We start from the raw sequence: 22067 nt of genomic DNA, 5'->3' as shown, positions 1-22067 counted from the left end.
CCTCTCTCTATTATTTTTGGAAGTAAAAAGCGTAGGAAAATACCTACGCTTTTGTTCCTACTTCGTTAACATACGAGAAATTACAAGCCTTTGAATCTCTTGTGTTCCCTCATATATTTGTGTAATCTTTGCATCGCGCATATAACGCTCTACTGGATAATCTTTCGTATAACCATAACCACCAAATACTTGTACCGCTTCAGTCGTTACCTTCATCGCTGTATCACCTGCAAATACTTTTGACATCGCTGACTCTTTCCCATACGGAAGCCCTTCAGATTCAAGCCAAGCCGCTTGATATGTTAAAAGACGCGCTGCCTCTACATCCGTTGCCATATCCGCAAGTTTAAAGCCAATTCCTTGTTGCGCCGCAATTGGCTTCCCAAACTGATGACGTTCTCTTGCATATTCTACAGAAGCATCTAAAGCGGATTGTGCAATACCGACTGCTTGTGCCGCAATACCATTACGGCCGCCATCTAATGTCTGCATCGCAACTTTAAATCCTTGGCCCTCTTCCCCTAGTAAATTCTCTACAGGAATACGGCAGTCTTCAAATATAATTTCAGTTGTTGGCGAAGAACGAATCCCTAGCTTACTTTCCTTCTTCCCAACCGAAAATCCTAGCGTATCACTCTCCACAATAAATGCACTCGTGCCGCGCTGCTTCGAATCAGGATCTGTTAATGCAAAAACAACATAAATATCAGCAATACCGCCATTTGTAATAAAAATTTTCGAACCATTTAAAATGTAATGGTCTCCATCTCGTTTTGCAGTCGTCCTCATTCCACCAGCATCTGATCCAGAGCTTGGTTCTGTTAAGCCATATGCACCAATTTTCTTCCCTTCAGCCATTGGGCGCAAAAACTTTTGTTTTTGCTCTTCCGTTCCAAATTTAAAAATTGGCCATCCAGCAAGTGAAGTATGTGCAGACAACGTTACACCTGTAGAAGCACAAACGCGGGATAATTCTTCAACGGCAATTACATACGCCAAGTAATCGCTTCCAATTCCGCCGTATTCTTCAGGCCACGGAATACCGGTTAAACCAAGCTCTGCCATTTGATCAAATAAAGCGCGATCAAATCGCTCTTCCTCATCACGCTCTGCTGCTGTCGGTGCTACTTCATTCCTCGCAAAATCCCGAACCATTTTTCTTATCATTTCATGTTCTTCTGATAATTTAAAATGCATTCCCGTCTCCCCCTCTGCCTTTTTATAAAGCTCGACTAATTACAAGCTTTTGTATTTCGCTCGTTCCTTCATATATTTGTGTGATCTTCGCATCACGGAAAAATCTTTCTACTGGATAATCTTTCGTATAACCATAACCACCAAATACTTGCACCGCTTCAATCGCAACTTCAACAGCCGTCTTAGAAGCAAATAATTTCGCAATAGAAGCTTCTTTACCGCATGGTAATCCTTGTGCTCTTAGCGATGCTGCTCTGTATACAAGTAATCGCGATGCTTCTACACTTGTTGCCATATCTGCAAGTTTGAATCCGAGTCCTTGCTGCGCCGCAATTGGCTTTCCGAATTGCTCACGCTCTTTCGCATAATCAATCGCACATGCAAGCGCCGCTTCCGCGATTCCTAATGCTTGCGCTCCGATTCCAATTCGCCCAACATCTAAATTCGCCATTGCCACCTTAAATCCTTGTCCTTCTTCACCAAGTAAATTCTCGGCCGGCACTTTCATATCTTCAAACGTAAGTTGCACTGTACGAGAACCAAGAAGACCCATCTTATGCTCATCTTTTCCAATGATTAAGCCTGGTGTATCTTTCTCTACTATAAATGCTGAAATCCCGCTTTTCCCCGCATCTGGATTTGTAGACGCGAAGACGATATATGTACTTGCTTCACCACCATTTGTAATAAAGACTTTCGATCCATTAATGATGTAGTGATCGTCTTTCTTTACAGCTCTTGATTTCAAACTACCTGCATCTGATCCTGCATTCGGTTCTGTTAGAGCAAATGCGCCTAAATATTCACCAGTCGCCAGTTTAGAAACATATTTCTGCTTCTGTTCTTCTGTTCCGAAGTATAAAATCGGATTCATTCCAACTGACGTATGTACAGCCAAAATTACACCAACCGTTGCACTTACCTTTGAAATTTCCTCAATTGCTAGAATGTAAGAAATAAAATCCATTTCTGCCCCGCCATATTTTGCAGGCGCTGGAATACCCATTAGTCCAAGCTCACCCATCTTTTGCAAAATCTCTTTCGGGAACACCCCTTGTTCCATACTAGGAACAAAGGGAGCTATTTCCTTCTGTGCAAAATCTCGAACCATTTTCCTCATCATTTGTTGCTCTTCAGTAAAGTGAAAATTCATGTACTTCGCCTCCGTTTGCTATATATCTTTTTAACAATCTGGTAAGACCACTACTTCAATAAAGGGAGGCCTTTATTCGTAAACGTAGAAACCACGACCCGTTTTACGTCCTAACCATCCTGCATTCACATACTTACGTAATAATGGACATGGGCGATATTTACTATCTCCTAATCCTTCATGCAACACTTCCATAATGTATAAACACGTATCTAAACCGATAAAGTCAGCTAACGTAAGAGGTCCCATCGGATGATTCATACCGAGTTTCATTACTTCATCAATCGCTTCTTTCGTCGCTACTCCTTCGTATAACGTATAAATCGCTTCGTTAATCATCGGTAATAAAATACGGTTCGATACAAACCCTGGGAAATCATTTACTTCAACTGGCACTTTCCCGATTTTTTTCGTAATATCCTCAATCGTTTCGTACACTGCATCATCTGTAGCTAAACCACGAATAATTTCAACGAGTTTCATAACTGGAACTGGATTCATAAAGTGCATGCCGATTACTTTCTCAGGACGTTTCGTTACCGCTGCAATTTCCGTAATAGGTAACGATGACGTATTCGTCGCTAAAATTGCGTGTTCTGGAGCGATTTCATCTAAATTCGCAAAAATTTTCTTTTTAATATCCATTTTTTCAACAGCTGCTTCAATAATAAGATCAGCTTCTTTGACACTATTTAAATCAAGCGTCCATGTAAGACGATTTAAAGTCGCATCTTTCTCTTCTTCCTTCATACGGCCTTTTTCTACTTGGCGGGCTAAATTTTTTGAAATAACAGCTAGCCCTCTATCTAATTGCTCTTGCTTTAAATCTTGCACTTTCACATCATAGCCTGCCATTGCACACACTTGTGCGATACCTGAACCCATTTGCCCTGCACCAATTACAACAATCTTTTGTACACTCATTTTTTCTTCCCCCTTAATTGTTAATAAACTATATATCTTCTAATCTTAATTAGTGAACTTCAATCATCACTGCATCACCTTGACCGCCACCGCTACAAATAGAAGCAATTCCAATTCCGCCGCCGCGCTGCTTCAGTGCATGGATAAGTGTAACGATAATACGTGCTCCGCTCGCTCCAATTGGATGCCCCATTGCTACAGCACCGCCATTTACATTCAATTTTTCCGGATCGATCCCTGCGATTTCTGTACTTGCAATTGCTACAGCCGCAAATGCCTCATTGATTTCAAATAGATCTATGTCTTCAATTGTCTTATCTGTCTTTTTCAGCAATTCATTAATTGCATAACCTGGCGTTCTTGGGAAATCCTTCGATTCTACCGCAATCGCCGTATGCGCCAAAATTGTCGCTAATGGTTTTCTTCCTTCTTGCTTCGCTCTGTCCTCGCTCATTAATACAAGTGCAGCACCGCCATCATTTAGTCCCGGAGCATTACCTGCTGTCACCGCTGACGTCTTATCAAATACAGGCTTTAATTTCGCTAATTTTTCAATCGTTGTATCCCCGCGTGGCGCCTCATCCTTAGCCACGACGATAGGATCGCCTTTTCTTTGCTGAATTGTTACTGGTACAATCTCCTCTTCAAAACGCCCTTCTTTATGTGCCGAAACCGCACGTTGATGGCTACGATATGCCCATTCATCTTGTGCTTCGCGAGAGATTCCATCTTCCTTCGCAACTTCTCCGCCATAAACACCCATGTGTATACCTGAAAATGCGCATGTTAAACCGTCTGCAACGTTTAAATCGATAACTTCGTTGTTACCCATTCTGTATCCCCATCTTGCCCCTCGTAAAATGTAAGGGCTGTTACTCATCGATTCCATTCCACCAGCTACAATCAGTGATTGATCACCAGTACGAATAATTTGATCTGCTAACGTAACTGCGCGAAGCCCTGATGCACAAACTTTATTTATTGTTTCTGTCTGCACTTCCCAAGGAATGCCGGCCGCTCTTGCTGCTTGGCGTGATGGAATTTGTCCTTGCCCTCCTTGGATAACCGTTCCAAATATAACTTCTTCAACATCACTAGCGGAAACATTCGCCCTTTCAAGCGCTGCCTTAATTGCGATTCCTCCAAGCTCTGTTGCTTTCACGTCTTTTAAAGTTCCTCCAAATTTTCCAACCGGTGTTCTTGCAGCACTTAAAATAACTGTTTTACTCATGTTTCTTTCCCCCATTTCTTTTTTTAGCACCGAGCGCTCGCTCGGTATCCTTGCGCCTAGAAGAGGTGCAAGTATTGCACCTCTTTCTAAATTTGAATGCATTCCTACAAACTACATTGCTTCTTTCTTCTGTCCGATAACTGAGCGTTCTAAAATCTCTGTTACGTCCAAAGTTTGAACTGTTTCTTCAACTTCTTTCGCTTTCGTGCCGTCACTAATCATCGTTAAGCAATACGGGCATCCTGTACCGATAATTGACGGCTGTACAGCTAGCGCTTGTTCTGTACGAGCAACGTTAATACGAGAACCTGTCGTTTCTTCCATCCACATTAGGCCGCCACCCGCACCACAGCACATTCCCGTTTCACGTTTACGCGCCATTTCTACAAGGTTTACACCTGGAATTGCTTTTAGAATATCGCGCGGCGCTTCGTATACTTCGTTGTATCTTCCTAAGTAACAGGAATCATGGTACGTAACTGTCTCTTCAATAGAATGGACAGGTTTTAAACGACCTTCCTTCACCCACTGGGCTAGTAATTCTGTATGATGATAGACTTCTGCTTGTAAGCCAAAGTCCGGGTACTCATTTTTAAAAGTGTTATAAGCATGAGGGTCAATCGTAACGATTTTCTTCACTCCTGCTTTTTCAAATTCTTCAATATTTTTAGTCGCCATTTCCTGGAATACAAATTCATTTCCAAGGCGGCGCGGTGTATCACCAGAGTTCTTTTCCTTATTACCAAGAATTGCGAATGAAATGCCTGCTTCGTTCATTAGCTTCGCAAATGATATCGCAATCTTCTGACTGCGATTGTCATACGAACCCATTGATCCAACCCAGAATAAGTATTCAAACTCTTCGCCAGCTTTTGATTTCTCCTTTACAGTTGGAACTGTTACTTCATCGTCACCTTGGCGCCATGTTTCACGCTCTTTACGGTTCAGTCCCCACGGATTACCTTGACGCTCAATGTTTGTCATTGCACGCTGCGCTTCCGCGTCCATTTTTCCTTCTGTTAAAACGAGATAGCGGCGTAAATCAATAATTTTGTCAACATGCTCATTCATAACTGGGCACTGGTCCTCACAGTTACGGCACGTTGTACATGCCCAAATCTCTTCTTCTGTAATAACGTCTCCGATTAAACTTGGGTCGTACGCTAGCGCTGTAGCCGCTGATTCTTGTTGTCCTTTTCCAGCTGCCATCATCGCTAACTGATTTCCTTGTGTATTATTAAAAGCAACAACTGGAACCCACGGTGCTTTTGATGTTACCGCTGCGCCTTTATCAGTTAAATGATCACGAAGTTTTAAAATTAAATCCATCGGTGATAACATTTTCCCTGTTCCTGTTGCCGGACACATATTTGTACAACGACCACATTCGACGCAAGAATATAAGTCGATAAGTTGATTTTGTCTAAAGTCTTCAATTTTACCAACACCGAATGTTTCTTGTGTTTCATCTTCAAAATCAATTTTTTCAAGTTTTCCCGGATTTGAAAGACGACCAAAAAACACGTTAACTGGTCCAGCAATTAAATGCGCATGTTTTGATTGTGGAACATAAACTAAAAACGTTAACAAAATTAGTAAATGCACCCACCAAGAGAAATAGAACACTGAAATGGCTACGGTTTCATTTAATCCCGAGAAAACGTAAGCGATTGCAGAAGCGATCGGTTCACTCCATGAAAGCTCCTCGCCGTGCCATATAATTCCCATTCCATTACCAAGTAGCACAGAAATCATTAAGCCACCAATAAAGATAAGAACAAGTCCTGATTTAAAATTACGTTTTAAACGAACAAGCTTTTCAATATAGCGTCTATGAAAAGCCCAAAAGACTGCAATTAAAATAACGAGTGTGACAATTTCCTGGAAGAATGTAAATGCAGGGTATAGTGGTCCAAGTGGAAGATGCGATCCTGGTGCAAGTCCTTTCCAAACGAAGTCAATTGCTCCAAATTGGACAAGAATAAATCCGTAAAAGAACATAACGTGAATGATGCCGCTCTTTTTATCTTTCAGCAGCTTTTTCTGACCGAAAACATTGACCTTAAGAAGATCCCAACGCTCTTTAAAACGACGGTCAAATTCGATCTTTTTTCCTAATTGTATGTAGGCCATCCTTGTTCGTATAAGATATACAAACAAATACCCCGCATAAGCAATAACAGCAATGGCAGCCAGCCAATTAATGATTAGTAAGCTATTCATTTTATGCTACCCCTCTCTTTGTAAGCTCTCTTTCTTTTTTAGAATCTTCGAAAATATATAATTTTCTGAATTATATCCCCTATTCCCATTATATAATGAGTGAGCATTCAGTCAACAGTTTTTTGTTATACAACAACACATTTTTTAATAAAGCTGTTTATTTCGGTGAAACTATAAAGTGAAACTTTAATCGGCGGATCTCTTCATACCCAATGATTATTAACCCACACTAATCGGACTTTTACGGGCTGCCTGCAAATAGCGGGATAAAGTGAATTTTTGATTTGTAAAAAATTGATGGTGAAAAGACCGTGAAGGAGGGAATTTACTTATGTTTTTCTTATCTCTCTTGTTATTAGGCAGCGCTCTCTGGATTACAATCGACCTTTCATATGGGAGAATTGTTCACTTAAAGCGTGTACGTTCTCGTTCTTTCCCTTTACGTCAAAGTGATTTTCGCCTTTATACATACGGAAATGATCTGTACGATGCTCTCTTTACTGATATAAAACAAGCTAAACACCATGTGCACGTTTTATTTTTCATTGTAAAAAACGATGACATAAGTCGTACGTTTTTAAAGTTACTTATCGATAAAGCACAAGAAGGAATTGAAGTAAGACTTTTACTCGACCGGTTTGGAAGTCATTATTTATCAAAAGAAACGATGTACTCCCTACAAAAGCATGGTGTCTCTTTTTCATTTTGTCACAAAGTGAAATTTCCTTTTCCTTTCTTTTCTGCAAATCAAAGAAACCATAGAAAAATTACAGTTATTGACGGGGAAATTGGTTATATTGGCGGATTTAACATTGGTGAGGAATATTTAGGGCATAATCAAAGGTTAGGGTTATGGCGAGATTATCATTTACGTCTTACAGGAGAAGGGATACAAGATTTACAAAAACAATTTTTACATGATTGGCTCGACGATACAGACCAAAATTTATTAGATTCATCTCTTTATTTTCCTACGCAACAACCAGGGACCGTTCTACATCGTTTCATCCCTACTGATGGTGCCTATTTACAAAATACATTTTTACATTTAATCGAAAGCGCGAAAAAAGAACTCTTTATCGGTACACCATATTTTATTCCTGGAAAAAAAATTATGAATGCATTATTAAAAGCGCGAAAACGTGGGGTTCAAATAACCATTCTCGTTCCACAAAAGGCTGATCACGCCCTCGTTCGAGAAGCAAAATTCCCATATTGCCGAAAGTTAATACAAGCTGGTTGTAATATTTACGCTTTTCAGCAAGGATTTTTCCACGCAAAAATTATTATAGTAGACGATCATATTTGTGATATTGGAACTGCTAATTTCGATATGAGAAGTTTATATGTTAACCATGAAATCAATTGCCTTTTATACGATAAACATTTCATACAAGAAGTAAAAAGTAAATTCGAGGAAGATTTGGGACGCTCCTCATTACTTTCCTTTGAAGATGTCAGCCCTCTCTCCATTATCGGTAGAGGAAAGGAATGGATAGGAACGATACTCGCGTTCTTTTTATAGGGAAATTTCAAGAGCAAAAGAGGTGCATCACATATGATAATTCGATTTGGATATGTCTCACATGCTATGGCATTATGGGACTGTTCGCCTGCCAAAACAATAACATTTACAAGCTGGAAAAAACTAAAAAAACAAGAGCGTGCAGATAAATTGTATAATGTTACACTGCAAAATCTAGAACACACAATACGCATCCTTCATTACAATATTGCACACGAAATTCCATTATATCGTTTATCATCTTCTATCGTCCCGCTTGCAACACATCCTGAAGTTAAATTTGATTACATCCAAATATTTGCACCGCTTTGGCGTAAAATAGGGGCATTAATTCAGGAACACAATTTGCGCATAAGTTTCCATCCCAATCAATTCACACTATTTACAAGCGACAAACCACATATTACAACTAATGCAATTACAGATATGACCTATCATTATAACGTGTTAAATGCTATGGGAATTGCAGATTCTTCCTACATTAATATCCATGTAGGTGGCGCATATGGAAATAAGGAGACGGCAATCGAGCGTTTTCATGAAAACATACAAAAACTTCCTTACCATATAAAAAGACAAATGACTCTTGAAAATGACGATAAAACATATACAACTTCTGAAACTTTGGCTATTTGTCAAAAAGAAAAAATCCCTTTCGTGTTCGATTATCATCACCACATAGCGAACCTTTGTAATGAACCGCTAGAAGAATTACTTCCTATGATATTTAAAACTTGGTCACATACAAATGTCCTTCCTAAAGTTCATATTTCTTCTCCTAGATCAGAAAAAGAATTTAGGGCCCACTCAGATTATATTGATTTAGAGTTTATTAAACCCTTTTTACACATCGCAAAAAAAGTTGATCATAATTTCGATATTATGATTGAGAGTAAACAAAAGAATTTAGCACTTCTTCAATTAATAGAAGAGCTCTCTTCTATTAGGGGAGTGAAAAGAATAAAAGGCGCAACATTACAATGGTAAATTGTAACGTTGCGCTATTTTTTTCAAAAAGTATTTCTTATAGTAAAAAAGCTCCTGTTTTATATGCTATTATTTAAATTAGCATTTTCCCCCTGTGATTCAACTTTATTGAAACGGAGCCATTATATGATCAATCAAAAAAAATATGTACAATTTGTCATGATGTATATTATTATATTTTCTCTTTGGATATTCCTTATCCCTAAGGACTTGAATATAAAAGAAATTGGAATTCTCTTCTTATTTTGTTTTGCTGCACTCTTTTCTTGCTATTGTTTATATAAAGCAATTAAAAAAATGAAGCGCGGTGATAAACTATTTTGGGTTTTACTACTATGTACTTGCCTATGTGGGCTAACTATGGAAATAACTTTATTTCTTCATTCTCTTTCTATTTATGACCAAGTCATATTTTCATATAAAGCACTACCCTTTTTCATCGTACAATATATTTTGCTCTTTTCTGGCTTTGCTATAAAGTTTATACAACATTACTCCATTAAAGGTCTTGCCCAATTTTCATTCGATAGCATCTTTATTGTTATTATGAATATTTATTTTACCTTAACCTTTATTTTAGATATTTCAAGCTTTCGTATGTTAACCAAGGAAGCGTGGATTTTGATTGGGTATTTTATTGCACAATCATTAGTAATTTACGCCGTTATTAGCCTATATAGAAGAGAACGGTATTCTTCTAGTAGAATCTCATTAATTATTGGCTTTACTATCATACTTGTTTACGGATATATACACTTGCTTCAGATAAACTCAGGGATGGAAACCTCTTCTGAAGTCTCTTATTTAATACATACTGCTTCGATTTTACTAATCGGTTTATCGTCCATACTGTACATTTGGGATAAACCAATACAACATGAAACGAAAACGAAATATTATCGATTCGATTATGTACGCTTTATATTACCTTATTTTAGTATAATCATTACTTTTTCCTTTGCTGTTATTCAGCCTTGGGATGATAAGTTCATGCTAATCGGTCTAGTATTATCACTAGTCTTATTATTCCTACGACAACTTTTCATGTGGAAAGATAATCAAGTATTAATCGATACGTATGAACAGTTGACTACACAACTAGAAGGTGCAGTTGAAGAAGGCGTATCTGCCCTATCAAAAAGTGAACAACGTTATAAATCTTTATTCGAAGATCATCCTGATGCTGTTTTTTCTTTAAATATGAATGGGATTTTTCAACAATCTAATACGGCTTGTGAAAGTTTATTTACAGCCTATTATTGTGAAGTAACAAGCTATTCTCTTCAACACTTCATTGATCCACAAGATCATGAATTATTGAAGAAATCTTTACAAATTACAAAAGAAGGTAGACCACAAACTCTAGAAATTCGTACAAAAGAAAAAGAAGGATATTATTATCACCTTCACATTACATTCATCCCTATTTTTATAAATAAAGAGGTTGTTGGGATGTTTGGTATAGCACGTGATATTACAACTTTATATGAAAAACAAAAGCAAGTAGAGCATATGGCTTTCCATGATGCACTTACAGGACTACGGAATCGCCGGAAATTCGAAAAAGATTTAAAAACGATTTTAAATACAGCTCAAAACACCACTAATGACGTTGCGGTCATGTTCCTCGACTTAGATCGATTTAAAAAAATTAACGATCGACTCGGCCATGATGTCGGAGATTTATTATTAATTGAAGTAGCAAAAAGATTACGTGGATGTTTGCGTTCAAAAGATATCGTTGCCCGCCAAGGCGGAGATGAATTTACGATTCTATTACCAGATATGTACTCTGAAAAAAGTGCTTCTTTTATGGCTGAACAAATTTTAACTATTTTAAATAAGCCTTACTTTATTAAAGATGAAGAACTTTCTGTTACACCGAGTATCGGAATTGCGATGTACCCTGACTACGGAACCGATGTAACCGAATTAATGAAAAATGCAGATATGGCTATGTATCGAGCAAAGGCTAATGGAAAAAATAGATTTATTTTCTTCTCAAAAGAAATGAGTATTGCGCAAAATGAAATACACTTCCTAGAAGGTGAACTTTCAAAAGCTCTACAACAAAATGAATTTTTCCTTGAATATCAACCACAAGTAAATACAAAAACAAAACAAATTATCGGTTTTGAGGCATTAATTCGCTGGAAACATCCAAAACTCGGAATTGTATCGCCTGCCCAATTCATTCCTCTAGCAGAGGAAACAGGATTTATTATTGAACTTGGTAATTGGATTTTACGTACCGCCTGCTTAGAAGCAAAAAAGTGGCATAACCAAGGATTTTCTCAATTAAAGGTTGGTGTAAATTTATCTGTTGTTCAATTCAATCACGCAGATTTAATATCAACTATTTCAAAAGTCTTGGAAGAAACCGAACTAAAGCCGGAAGCGCTAGATATTGAGATTACAGAAAGTATCGCGATTAATCAAAATCATTCTGTAATTGCTAAACTAGAAGAACTTCAAAATCTCGGTATCCAAATTTCAATTGATGACTTTGGAACTGGTTATAGTTCTTTAGCTTATTTAACGAAATATCCAATCAATACATTAAAAATTGCTCGAGAATTTATTTGTGGAATTACAAATAGCCCTTTAGAAGAAGCGATTATCGCTTCCATTATTACGCTATCAAAAGAATTAAATTTAGAGGTTATTGCGGAAGGTGTAGAAACAGAAGAACAATGGAAGTTTTTACACGAACAAAACTGTGACCACATTCAAGGATTCCTCTTTAGCAAACCTGTTTCTAGTAAAGATGTTTGGATGTTACTCCACAAAAAAACAACCGTCTAAGTAAGACGGTTGCTTTTTAATACTCAAAAGGCATATCTGAAGCTAATTGTACCTCTTGATCATTATGAGAAATTACTTGGCTTTTCTCTAAAGCTGTATCTGCTAATGAAATACCCCATGCCATCGCTAACGTTAATAGACTACCAATAAGTAGTTTTTTCATATTCCATCACCCACATTTTTCTTTTAATATATCATGAAAATTTATCCATATCGTATGCAATTATGCATATCTATTTTTCAGGTCGTTTTTATTTCTTCATTTTTTTTATAAGCGTTTCTTTATACGCATGCATTTCTAATATATCGAAAAAGAAGCAAGCTTTTTCATAAGCATCTTCAATCTCTGCCCCATCATACTCTAGCTTTTCTAAGCATTCACCTTTTTGATAGTATAACTGTCCAATCAATGCCATACTATTAATTCGACATGATATTTCAATGGCTTTATTTATTTGATAAAGTGCTTCTTCATATTGATTATCTAAGTATAATGTTTTTGCATGATTATGTCTTACCTTCACATCAAACTCTTTATTTTCAGGCAATGCCTCTAATTGCTTTAATATACCTTCAAATAACTCCATACCCTTCTTAAAATAACCATTTTCAGCATAAATATTTGCAATTGCATTTTCTATATAAAGTTTTTGATACACGTCTATTCCAGTTAACTGTTGATTTAGTAGCTTTTTTAGCTCCAGAATACAATATTCATAATCAATCTTCTTTAGCACATACGCAGATACATGATATTGCCATTGAAGAAACTGCTGAAACTCAGGATGATATTCTTCCTTTTTCAGTTCATTCCATACTTTATTATATATTTCTTTATATTTCTTTTGCTTACAAAGCATAATGATTTGATCTTTTAACTGCTTTTTCCTCTCGATATCAGAATAAATGAGTACCTCATAAAAATGAATAATGGGAACTTGTAACTTTGCTGCAATACCTTGCAATATATCCATACTTGGGTATACCGCGCCCGACTCAATTCTGCTCACCTCCGATTGATGACATACATTATCGGAGAGTTGTTTCTGTGTTAATCCTCTCATTCCCCTAATTTTCTTTATTTCGCTTCCTAGTTTTTCTGCGTGCATACTTGCTCACCGTCCCATTATAACAATCTAATTTTTTAAGTTGTCATACCACTACAATAATGTGCATTCGACAATTTTTGATATGAAATAATGCATAATATATATAAAATTCGGCAAATTCCTCATACAATTCATCTCACATACACAATACAAGATTAGGAGTGTTATAGATGAATTATAGAAAACTTGCTAGTGCTTTCGTTACATTCGGTCTTCTTTGTCCTTTATCAACAGAAGTTATTCACGCTCAAGAATTAGATAAAAATGAAGTAAAAGTTGAAATTGCTCAGCCTGGTTTAACAATCGGAAAATTAACACAACCTCAAAACGATACAAAAGAGAATATTGCTAAAAAGTATTTAAAAAGTGAGGTAAATGGGGCTAAAGCTCAACAAGAGCAAGTTACTACTGAAAAGAATGTCGATTTTCAACCTACAAATAAAGAAACAAAAGAAAATCAAACCGAATTACGCCTTGCACAAACATACAAAAACTATAAAGTATATGGTCAAGATCTCATTGTAAAAGTAGATAAAAATGGAGTAATTACAACTGTTAGTGGTAAAGTTGCCCAAAATTTAGACCAACAACTTAATCTTACTATAACAAATTTTTTGTCGAAAAATGAAGTAAAATCTAAATTACGCAATATACTTCAAATTCCAAGTGATGCGACAGAAACAGAATTTTCTAGCGAAACGGTAGTTTATAAGAAAAAAGATGGCTACTATACATACGCAACGGTCCTTACATTTACTTATGAAAACAATGAACAAGTTATAAACGGAAATGCAATCATGGACTTACAAACTGGTGAAGTACTTTTCCAAGAAAAGTTTATTAAAAATAAAGAGAATAAAACTATTAATCAAGTAACAGCACCTAAACTATCACCAGCGAAAGAACAAGGAACTGGGAAAAATGCGCTACAAGAAAATGTATTATTTAATATTGCGAAAGGCTCTGATGGAAAATTTTATTTAGCTGATTTATCCCGCGGAAATGGTATTTATATTTACAACGCAAACTACGCTGATTCCCTTGGTGGCGATAGCCAAGCTGGTTATCCAGGGACACTTATTTCAAGCGATAACTCTAACTTCTTAGATAAAGAAGCAGCTGGTGTTATGAAAAATATGAGTGATATTTACGACTATTTTAAGAAAGAACATAATCTGAAAAGTTACGATAATAAAGACTCAAAAGTTGTTGCTAGCGTCCACGGATTTGATTCTACTGAAGTTAGTGATGGTGTAAAAGAAAACTATGTAAATGCATTTTGGCATCCAGGTTGGAATCAAATGGTCTTTGGTGACGGGCTAAATGGAAAATTAACCTCTGCTCTTGACGTAACAGCTCATGAATTTGGACATGCTGTATTTAGTGGTACGACGAAAAATAAAATTGTGCGATATCCAAGTGCTGAAACATCCGCGCTAAATGAAGGTCTAGCAGATTTTTGGGGTACACAAATAGAATATTACGTAAAGAAAGATAAAGGAAATTGGATTATGGGTGATACGTTAGGTGGTCTAACAATTCGTGACATCCCAGGGGAAATTGGTGACGGCGGCAACAAACTATACACAAACTTAAAAGATTTCTATAATGATGGAAATGATCAAGAATCTCACGTGAATTCTGGAATTATCAGCCATGTATTATATCAATTAGCTGAAGGTAAAACGTATAACGGTATATCTGTTCAAAGACAAGGAAATGAAAAAGTAAGTAAAGTTGTTATGCGTGCATTGCAAAACTACGCAACTTCAGCAGAAGATTTTGAATCACTTCAATCTCACATTGTACAAGCTGCAAAAGACTTATATGGTAATATGACAGCAACAGAATTCGAAAAGGCTTTCCAAGCACATGGATATAAGGATCTAGCAAAAATTAGTAAAGTAGTAGAAGTACAACAATGAAAATAAGCAAAAAAGAAGTTTACCACTCATAGGTAAACTTCTTTTTATATCCATCCCTTTTCTTCCGCAATTGTAATTGCCTCAATTCTATTTTTTGCTTCCAGTTTCGCTAATACTTCAGAAATATAATTACGCACTGTACCAGGTGAAAGATAAAGTGCCTTCGCAATTTCATTTGCTGTCTTTCCCTCTTTCGCAAGTAAAAGCACTTCTTTTTCACGATCCGATAACGGATTCTGCTCTTGCCATAAGCCAAACATTAACTCTTGAGAAATCTCTCGTTTCCCTTTCATTACGTTACGAATCGCCGAAGCTAAATCCTCACTTGGGCTATCTTTTAACAAATATCCGTGCACACCAGCTTTCATTGCCCTTTCAAAATAACCAGGACGCGCAAATGTTGTTAAAATCATTACTTTACAAGATGATTTTTCTTTCTTTAAAGTTTCTGCAACATCTAATCCACTTTGAATTGGCATTTCAATATCCATAATACTTATATCTGGCTCTAACGATTCAATTAACTTTAAGGCCTCTTCACCGTTCGCCGCTTGCCCAACTACTTCAATATCATCTTCTAGATCAAGCAGGGCTCCTAATGCACCACGAAGCATTCGTTGATCTTCTGCAATAATAATTCGAATCATGCCCTCACCTCATCTTTTCCTGTTCTAATTACAATTGGAACTTTCACCGTTAACAGTGTCCCTGGATTGATCGTATCCAGTTCAACTATTCCATCAATAAGGGAAATCCGCTCCTTCATACCTCGAATACCGTTTCCATCATGACTTTGATTTTCCAAACCGACGCCATTATCTTCTACTTTCAAAATTAACTCACCCTGTGATTCTAATATAGAAACTGTACATGCCTTTGCCTTACTATGCTTCACGACATTCGTAACAGCTTCACGTAAACACATCCCTAAAATATTTTGCTCAATTGGCGATAGCGAACTAGAATTAGCCTCCTGCTTTACTTCTAATTCAATATTGGCAGCTTGCAAAATCGCTTTTATTTGCTCAAGTTCTTCTTCCACTGTAATCATACGCATATCCGAAATTAACTCGCGCAGTTGTTTTAAAGCAGTACGAGATGTTTGTGTAATCTCCTTCGCCTCTATACTTGCGCGTTCTGGATTCTTCACAATCAATTTCTCCACAAGCTGACTTTTTAAAGTAATAAGAGATAACGTATGCCCTAACGTATCATGAAGATCTCTTGCGATTCGCTGCCGTTCCTCACGTTTTACTAAGTCTTTAATTTGTTCGTTTGCTTCGTTTAATTGATTTTTCAACATCTTTTTTTGATTAAAATTACGCATTCCAAATGGCGTAAGAAGCATTAAAATAAACATTGGAACTATATTCACTAAACTCGGGATTGTTAGTTGATTAACATTTATAAATATAAAAGCCCCAAGCATTACAACTAATAAACATAACAACACACGAAATGCCTTCTTACTTGGCGCAAATCCCATCGCACTTGCCGTAAAAAAGCCAAAGAATATCATGAAAGGATTATAAAATACGGCAAATAAACAGGTTAGTATCATTTGAATACACGCCCACAACACGAACGTCCTCTGAACAAAATAAAGTTGACGGTATGTGATAATGAAAACTATCAACATACCGATCCCTATTACAAGCTTCCATCCCGATACTTGTGTTAAATTATAAATTGGAAATAATAAATACACTAACCACATATATGGGAAGAAACCCATCTGTTTCGGAAAAATCTCAAACTTCTTCTCTATCATTTATACCGCTTCCTGTCTTTTCCTTATATATATTGATACTACAACAAATATAAGGAAATAACCTCCTAGTACCGCGACATTTTCCCAGCCGATTGATTTTCCAGCTACAATATCCCATGCCCCGCTCCCAAAATGATATGTTGGTGTCCATTCTCCAATAGTTCTTAATACTTTTGGGAATACTTCAATTGGCATCCATAATCCGCCAACTACAGCTAAGCTCATATTTAAAATATTAGCCAGGCCAGCAGCTGCATCCGCCTTCTTAATTGAACCTATTACTGTTCCGAGTGCTAAAAATGGTGTCACGCCTAATAATAACCATAATCCGGCACCAATCCATTGACCTACTGTTAACTCAACATTATTAATTAATATTCCTGCCATAAAAATAACTAAGATTGAAAAAGCATTCACTACTGTTTGGGCAATAATCTTTGCTGCTAAATATGCCCCCTCTGGAAGTGGTGTAATTTTTAAAAGATGTGTCCATCCTTGCCCTTTTTCCTGAGAAAGTCTCACACCGAAACTAAAAAGTGCAGTCCCTACAATACTGAAAGTCGCCATTGAAATTAAATAATGAGCTTTCCAAGCATATCCGTTTTGTGGTACTTGAATAACATTTGTAAAGATGTAGTAAAACATAACTGGCATTAATAATGAGAAAAAGATAAATAATTTATTACGGAACGTACGTAAAACCTCTATTTTACATTGCATCCATAGTGCTCTCATGCGATTTCCCCCTTCTGATTTGCGACAAACTGTTCAAATGCTTCATCGAGACTTCCACGTTCAACTGAAATATCTGTTACAGGTAAGTTCTTTTGATAAATTGCTTGTAACGTGGCATCGGTATCCTCCGTTGTTAAAATAATCCGCCCCTCATTTGACTGTACTCCTGTTACATTCGGCAATTCCTTTAGCAGGCCCGTAGGGATACTTTCTTTTGAATAAAACGAGATCGTTTTTCGAGAAATCGTCGCTTTCATTTCATCCGGCGTACCATCTGCGATAATTTTTCCGTTTGCGAATAATAAAATGCGGTCCGCTAACGCATCTGCTTCTTCTAAATAGTGCGTCGTTAAAATAATCGTTTTCCCTTCACTTGCTAACTTTCGAATCGTTTCCCAAAACACTTTTCGAGACGTAATGTCCATCCCTACAGTTGGTTCATCTAAAAATAATAAATCTGGATTTCCCGCAAGTGCGAGTGCAAAATTCAACCTTCTCTTTTGACCACCTGATAACTTTTCACATCTTTGCTTTCGCTCTGATTCTAAATTCGATAGCTGAAGTAATGTTTCTTTCGCTACTGGATTCGTATAATAACTACGGAATAACTCAATTGCCTCTTCTACTGTGATGCTGTCAATAACGCTTACTTCTTGCAACATCGCACCGAGGCTATTACGAACATCTCTATGCTTCGGGCTCTTTCCAAATATCGAAACATTCCCTTCTGTCGGATCTTTTAATCCGAGCATCATTGAAATTGTCGTTGTTTTCCCCGCACCATTTGGGCCGAGTAATGCTACTATTTGCCCTTTATTTACATGAAATGAAACGTTATTTACTGCTTTTTTATGTTTAAATGTTTTAGAAACACCATTTACTTCAATAATCTTTTCCATCTCTCCACCCCCGCCGTTTCTTATATTTACATTGTATGTGCTGGAAAAGTTAGGAAACAGTATGATGCGTCATGACATCCATATGACAATTGTCATGTATTCTTTATGAGAGGAATCAGCCTGCATACCGCATGCGAGTAGCAGTACAAAAACAAACATGATACAATCGGATAAGACATATATTCGAGGAAGGACAGTGGTTTTCATGATTATTCGTAATGAACAAGATTTAGAAGGTTTACGAAAAATCGGCCGCATCGTTGCACTTGCACGCGAAGAAATGAAAAAACAAGCGAAGCCAGGTATGACAACGAAAGAGCTTGATTTAATTGGTAAAAAAGTATTAGACGAGAACGGTGCTATTTCAGCGCCTGAAAAAGAATATAAATTCCCAGGTGTAACTTGCATTAGTGTAAACGAAGAAGTTGCTCACGGCATTCCAAGCGATCGCGTATTAAAAGAAGGCGATTTAGTAAACGTAGACGTATCGGCAGCACTTGACGGATATTATGCAGATACAGGTATCTCATTTGTTCTTGGCGACGATGAAGAAAAAGAAAAACTTTGCCAAGCAGCAGTAGACTCATTTTGGGAAGCAATGAAAAAAGTAAAAGCTGGCTCAAAACAAAATCAAATTGGTCGTGCTGTTTCTAACTTTGCACATAAAAGTGGATATAACGTTATTCAAAACTTAACTGGTCACGGTATTGGTCTTAGCTTACACGAAGCTCCAAACCACATCTTAAGCTACTATGATCCAATGGATAATGCGCTTCTAAAAGACGGTCTTGTTATCGCTGTAGAACCATTCATCTCTATGAAAGCTGATCATATCATTGAGCGCGGTGATGATGGTTGGACATTCGTTACACCAGATAAAAGCCTTGTTGCACAATGTGAACATACAGTTGTCGTCACTCGTGGCGAGCCAATTATTTTAACTCAACTATAATCAAAAATAGCCGTTTTGTAGATTCCTTCTACTAAAGCGGCTGTTTTTGATTATGTAACATCCCTATAAACAGAAAGCTTATAAAAATAAAAAGGTGATACATCAAAGTATCACCTTTTTAACGGGGTGAGGCTGTCCAAAAGTACGGAAAACTCTTGAACAGCCTCGTATTTTCATATGGATGCCTTACATATATCACTGATGATAATTATGAAATGCGGAAACATAGTTATCATCACATGATTCAAACAAAAGAAAAGAAATCCTATAACGGATCTCTTTTCCCTACATAATCTAAAGTTTGGGTACACTAGATTCATGCAATGTAGGAGCCTTCAAAACAGAAAGCGATCCTTCATTTAAAATGATAGCATACATATATCTGCTAAAAATATACAAATGTGCATATAGCGTTTTTTATTTCTCAACATCAAATTATTGAAAATTCAGATATATAAAGTTAAAATTAAGTCGTTATCCGTCTTCTTTTGTCAGTCAGAGAGAATAGAAGAATGGGAGAGGAAAAAATGAGAAAATCACTGAAACAAAAAATAGTAAGCTCCTTGCTTGCTGTATCACTCGCCGTTAGTTTAGCTCCAATCGGACAAGCAAAAGCTGATTCCACATCAGAAATTACACAAACTCCATCTATTACAAAACAAGTTGATGCAAGCCGCGCCATCGAGCATATCCGTTTCTTATCCGAAACAATCGGTCCCCGACCAGGTGGTACAAAATCAGAAGAATGGGCTTCTCGCTATATTGGTATGAAGCTTAAATCAATGGGATATGAAGTAGAATATCAGCCCTTTCAAGTGCCGGATCAATACGTTGGATTTATTGAATCAACATTATCCACAAAGCGTAATTGGCAAGCTGGCGCTGCTCCAAATGCACTAATTTCTACAGAAGCTGTTACAGCTCCGCTTATCTTTGTTCAAGGTGGTACAAAGTTGGATGATATTCCAAATGAGGTAAACGGAAAAATTGTTTTATTCGAAAGAGGTGCAACAGTAGCAGATTATAATAAACAAGTTGAAAATGCTGTTAGTAAAGGGGCAAAAGGTGTACTTTTATACAGCTTAATTGGAGGTCGTGGAAACTACGGACAAACCTTCAATCCTCGCTTAACTAAAAAGCAGTCTATCCCTGTCTTTGGTCTTGCTTATGCTCAAGGAAATGCGTTTAAAGAAGCAATTGCTAAAAAAGAGACAACAATGCTTTCCCTAAAAGCGAGACATGAATCTAATTTAACATCCCTAAATGTCATCGCTAAAAAGAAACCAAAAAATAGTACAGGTAATGAAAAAGCTGTTGTTGTAAGTTCACACTATGATAGTGTCGTTGGAGCACCTGGGGCAAATGATAATGCTTCTGGTACAGGATTAGTATTAGAATTAGCTCGTGCTTTTCAAAATGTAGAAACTGATAAAGAAATTCGTTTTATTGCTTTTGGTTCTGAAGAAACTGGCTTACTCGGCTCTGATTATTATGTTAATAGTCTGTCCCAAAAAGAACGCGATCGAATTTTAGGTGTCTTTAACGCAGACATGGTTGCAACAAATTATGATAAAGCAAAGAATTTATATGCAATGACTCCTGATGGATCAACGAACCTTGTAACAGATGCTGCCTTACAAGCAGGTAAACAATTAAATAATGATCTCGTTCTTCAAGGAAAATTCGGCTCTAGTGATCACGTACCATTTGCTGAAGTGGGTATTCCTTCTGCACTATTTATTTGGATGGGTGTCGATAGTTGGAATCCATTAATCTATCATATCGAAAAGGTATATCACACGCCTCAAGATAATGTATTTGAGAACATTTCACCAGAACGTATGAAAATGGCATTAGAAGTTATCGGAACTGGTGTTTATAACACCCTTCAAAAACCTGTTACTCAAACAGGTCAAAAAGCTGCTTAATACTATTTCAAGCTACCGATTAATCGGTGGCTTTTTATTAAGGAAAAATAAATATGTATAATAGCATATTTGTTACATGGCGTTATTACCCTAAAAAAATCTTAATACATTAATTTAAGTATATCAATTATACGATTTATTGTGTATAATATAAAACGTAATATATTAATGTAATTGTATTATTGAATGGTATTACCATGTAGAATAATACAATTACATCTAATAAAGAAGGCTTTCTACTATGAAAAGATTATTCTTGCATTTGTGTTAGCTTTAACAGTTATTTTTAGGAACAAATGCCTTTATTCCTGAAACAAACGCTGATGCAGCTACTCACGAGCAAAGCTTTACAAAATACTATTTCTAAATTAGCCATAAAAATGGCTATGCATTCATCCAAAACTTAACGGAACATGGTCATTGATCTTAAATTACATGAGATACCACACCACATTCTAAGCTTATGGTCCAATACATAATCGACTTATCAAAAACGATTTCATTGTTACTTTAGAGCCGCTTATCTCTATGAAAGCTGACCATATTATTCGGCCGCTGATTGAGTCCAACCTGAACTTGTTCTCTTTTTTCTAAAAAAAGCCCTTCAGGTTGCATTCTTCCCTTCACTTTATCGTGAAGTGTTTTTGAATACTTACCTAAAGGGCGTAATATCAATAGTAATTTTTTAATTTGTCTGCTACTC

At 36.8% G+C, this 22067-nt stretch carries 17 protein-coding genes and 1 pseudogene; 7 read left to right on the top strand and 11 right to left on the bottom strand.

Going from position 1 to position 22067, the window contains the following annotated elements; genetic code table 11:
- Positions 1-57: 57 nt before the first annotated feature.
- The 5 genes from acdA to B5P42_RS04470 all read right to left on the bottom strand — a co-directional run bounded on the left by acdA (position 58) and on the right by B5P42_RS04470 (position 6728).
- Positions 58-1197 carry an acyl-CoA dehydrogenase AcdA gene (gene acdA / locus B5P42_RS04490; RefSeq protein WP_002016320.1) on the bottom strand — a complete coding sequence of 380 codons (1140 nt, stop codon included), beginning with the start codon at positions 1195-1197 and terminating at the stop codon, positions 58-60.
- 22 nt (positions 1198-1219) lie between these two features.
- A complete protein-coding gene (locus tag B5P42_RS04485; RefSeq protein WP_002034888.1) occupies positions 1220-2350 on the bottom strand; it encodes an acyl-CoA dehydrogenase in 1131 nt (376 codons plus the stop codon).
- 72 nt (positions 2351-2422) lie between these two features.
- Positions 2423-3274 (bottom strand): 3-hydroxybutyryl-CoA dehydrogenase, encoded by an 852-nt coding sequence (locus B5P42_RS04480; RefSeq protein WP_002016322.1) that lies wholly within the window; start codon positions 3272-3274, stop codon positions 2423-2425.
- Positions 3275-3323: 49 nt separating this feature from the next.
- Positions 3324-4607: an acetyl-CoA C-acetyltransferase gene (locus tag B5P42_RS04475; protein ID WP_113733740.1), complete on the bottom strand. Its 1284-nt coding sequence runs from the start codon at positions 4605-4607 to the stop codon at positions 3324-3326.
- Positions 4608-4616: 9 nt separating this feature from the next.
- Entirely contained in the window at positions 4617-6728 is a 2112-nt protein-coding gene (locus tag B5P42_RS04470) for a (Fe-S)-binding protein (protein WP_113733739.1), read from the bottom strand.
- A gap of 331 nt (positions 6729-7059) precedes the next feature.
- Here B5P42_RS04470 and cls point away from each other — a divergent pair, with 331 nt between their 5' ends.
- The 3 genes from cls to B5P42_RS04455 all read left to right on the top strand — a co-directional run bounded on the left by cls (position 7060) and on the right by B5P42_RS04455 (position 12045).
- Positions 7060-8253, top strand: a complete 1194-nt coding sequence (gene cls / locus B5P42_RS04465) for a cardiolipin synthase (RefSeq protein WP_088031715.1) — start codon at positions 7060-7062, stop codon at positions 8251-8253.
- A 33-nt stretch (positions 8254-8286) separates the two neighbouring features.
- The gene (uvsE, locus tag B5P42_RS04460) at positions 8287-9240 is read left to right on the top strand and encodes a UV DNA damage repair endonuclease UvsE (RefSeq protein WP_113733738.1); all 954 of its coding nucleotides are present in this window, start codon (positions 8287-8289) and stop codon (positions 9238-9240) included.
- Between the two features lie 126 nt (positions 9241-9366).
- A complete protein-coding gene (locus B5P42_RS04455) occupies positions 9367-12045 on the top strand; it encodes a DUF4084 domain-containing protein (RefSeq protein WP_113733737.1) in 2679 nt (892 codons plus the stop codon).
- A gap of 16 nt (positions 12046-12061) precedes the next feature.
- Here B5P42_RS04455 and B5P42_RS04450 read toward each other — a convergent pair whose 3' ends face one another.
- On the bottom strand, positions 12062-12208 hold the full coding sequence (locus tag B5P42_RS04450; RefSeq protein WP_002068556.1) for a quorum-sensing peptide PapR: 147 nt from the start codon (positions 12206-12208) through the stop codon (positions 12062-12064).
- Between the two features lie 88 nt (positions 12209-12296).
- Positions 12297-13154, bottom strand: a complete 858-nt coding sequence (locus B5P42_RS04445) for a helix-turn-helix domain-containing protein (protein ID WP_044438295.1) — start codon at positions 13152-13154, stop codon at positions 12297-12299.
- A 170-nt stretch (positions 13155-13324) separates the two neighbouring features.
- Here B5P42_RS04445 and B5P42_RS04440 point away from each other — a divergent pair, with 170 nt between their 5' ends.
- Complete coding sequence (locus tag B5P42_RS04440) at positions 13325-15079, top strand: M4 family metallopeptidase (RefSeq protein ID WP_113733736.1); 1755 nt, start codon at positions 13325-13327, stop codon at positions 15077-15079.
- 44 nt (positions 15080-15123) lie between these two features.
- On the opposite strand, the gene B5P42_RS04435 is transcribed toward B5P42_RS04440, so the two are convergent.
- The 4 genes from B5P42_RS04435 to B5P42_RS04420 are packed head-to-tail and all read right to left on the bottom strand — an operon-like array spanning position 15124 to position 18484.
- Positions 15124-15726 carry a response regulator transcription factor gene (locus B5P42_RS04435; RefSeq protein WP_113733735.1) on the bottom strand — a complete coding sequence of 201 codons (603 nt, stop codon included), beginning with the start codon at positions 15724-15726 and terminating at the stop codon, positions 15124-15126.
- The gene (locus B5P42_RS04430; RefSeq protein ID WP_113733734.1) at positions 15723-16850 is read right to left on the bottom strand and encodes a sensor histidine kinase; all 1128 of its coding nucleotides are present in this window, start codon (positions 16848-16850) and stop codon (positions 15723-15725) included. The genes B5P42_RS04435 and B5P42_RS04430 overlap by 4 nt, the downstream gene beginning before the upstream one ends.
- Positions 16851-17585: an ABC transporter permease gene (locus B5P42_RS04425; protein WP_113733733.1), complete on the bottom strand. Its 735-nt coding sequence runs from the start codon at positions 17583-17585 to the stop codon at positions 16851-16853.
- Positions 17582-18484 carry an ABC transporter ATP-binding protein gene (locus tag B5P42_RS04420; protein ID WP_002034877.1) on the bottom strand — a complete coding sequence of 301 codons (903 nt, stop codon included), beginning with the start codon at positions 18482-18484 and terminating at the stop codon, positions 17582-17584. The genes B5P42_RS04425 and B5P42_RS04420 overlap by 4 nt, the downstream gene beginning before the upstream one ends.
- Positions 18485-18641: 157 nt before the next feature.
- Between B5P42_RS04420 and map the strand changes: the two genes are divergently transcribed.
- From map to B5P42_RS32505, 3 genes and pseudogenes are all read left to right on the top strand, one after another.
- A complete protein-coding gene (gene map, locus B5P42_RS04415; RefSeq protein WP_016121123.1) occupies positions 18642-19436 on the top strand; it encodes a type I methionyl aminopeptidase in 795 nt (264 codons plus the stop codon).
- A 527-nt stretch (positions 19437-19963) separates the two neighbouring features.
- Complete coding sequence (locus B5P42_RS04410) at positions 19964-21364, top strand: M28 family metallopeptidase (protein WP_113733883.1); 1401 nt, start codon at positions 19964-19966, stop codon at positions 21362-21364.
- 370 nt (positions 21365-21734) lie between these two features.
- Positions 21735-21913, top strand: a pseudogene (locus tag B5P42_RS32505) (type I methionyl aminopeptidase); the annotation flags it as partial.
- Positions 21914-22067: the final 154 nt, after the last annotated feature.

The sequence above is a fragment of the Bacillus sp. SRB_331 genome, from assembly GCF_003264175.1.
GTDB lineage: Bacteria > Bacillota > Bacilli > Bacillales > Bacillaceae_G > Bacillus_A > Bacillus_A mycoides.
The sequence above is the reverse complement of the archived record's forward strand: the minus strand, read 5'-3'. Positions and strand labels throughout refer to the sequence as shown.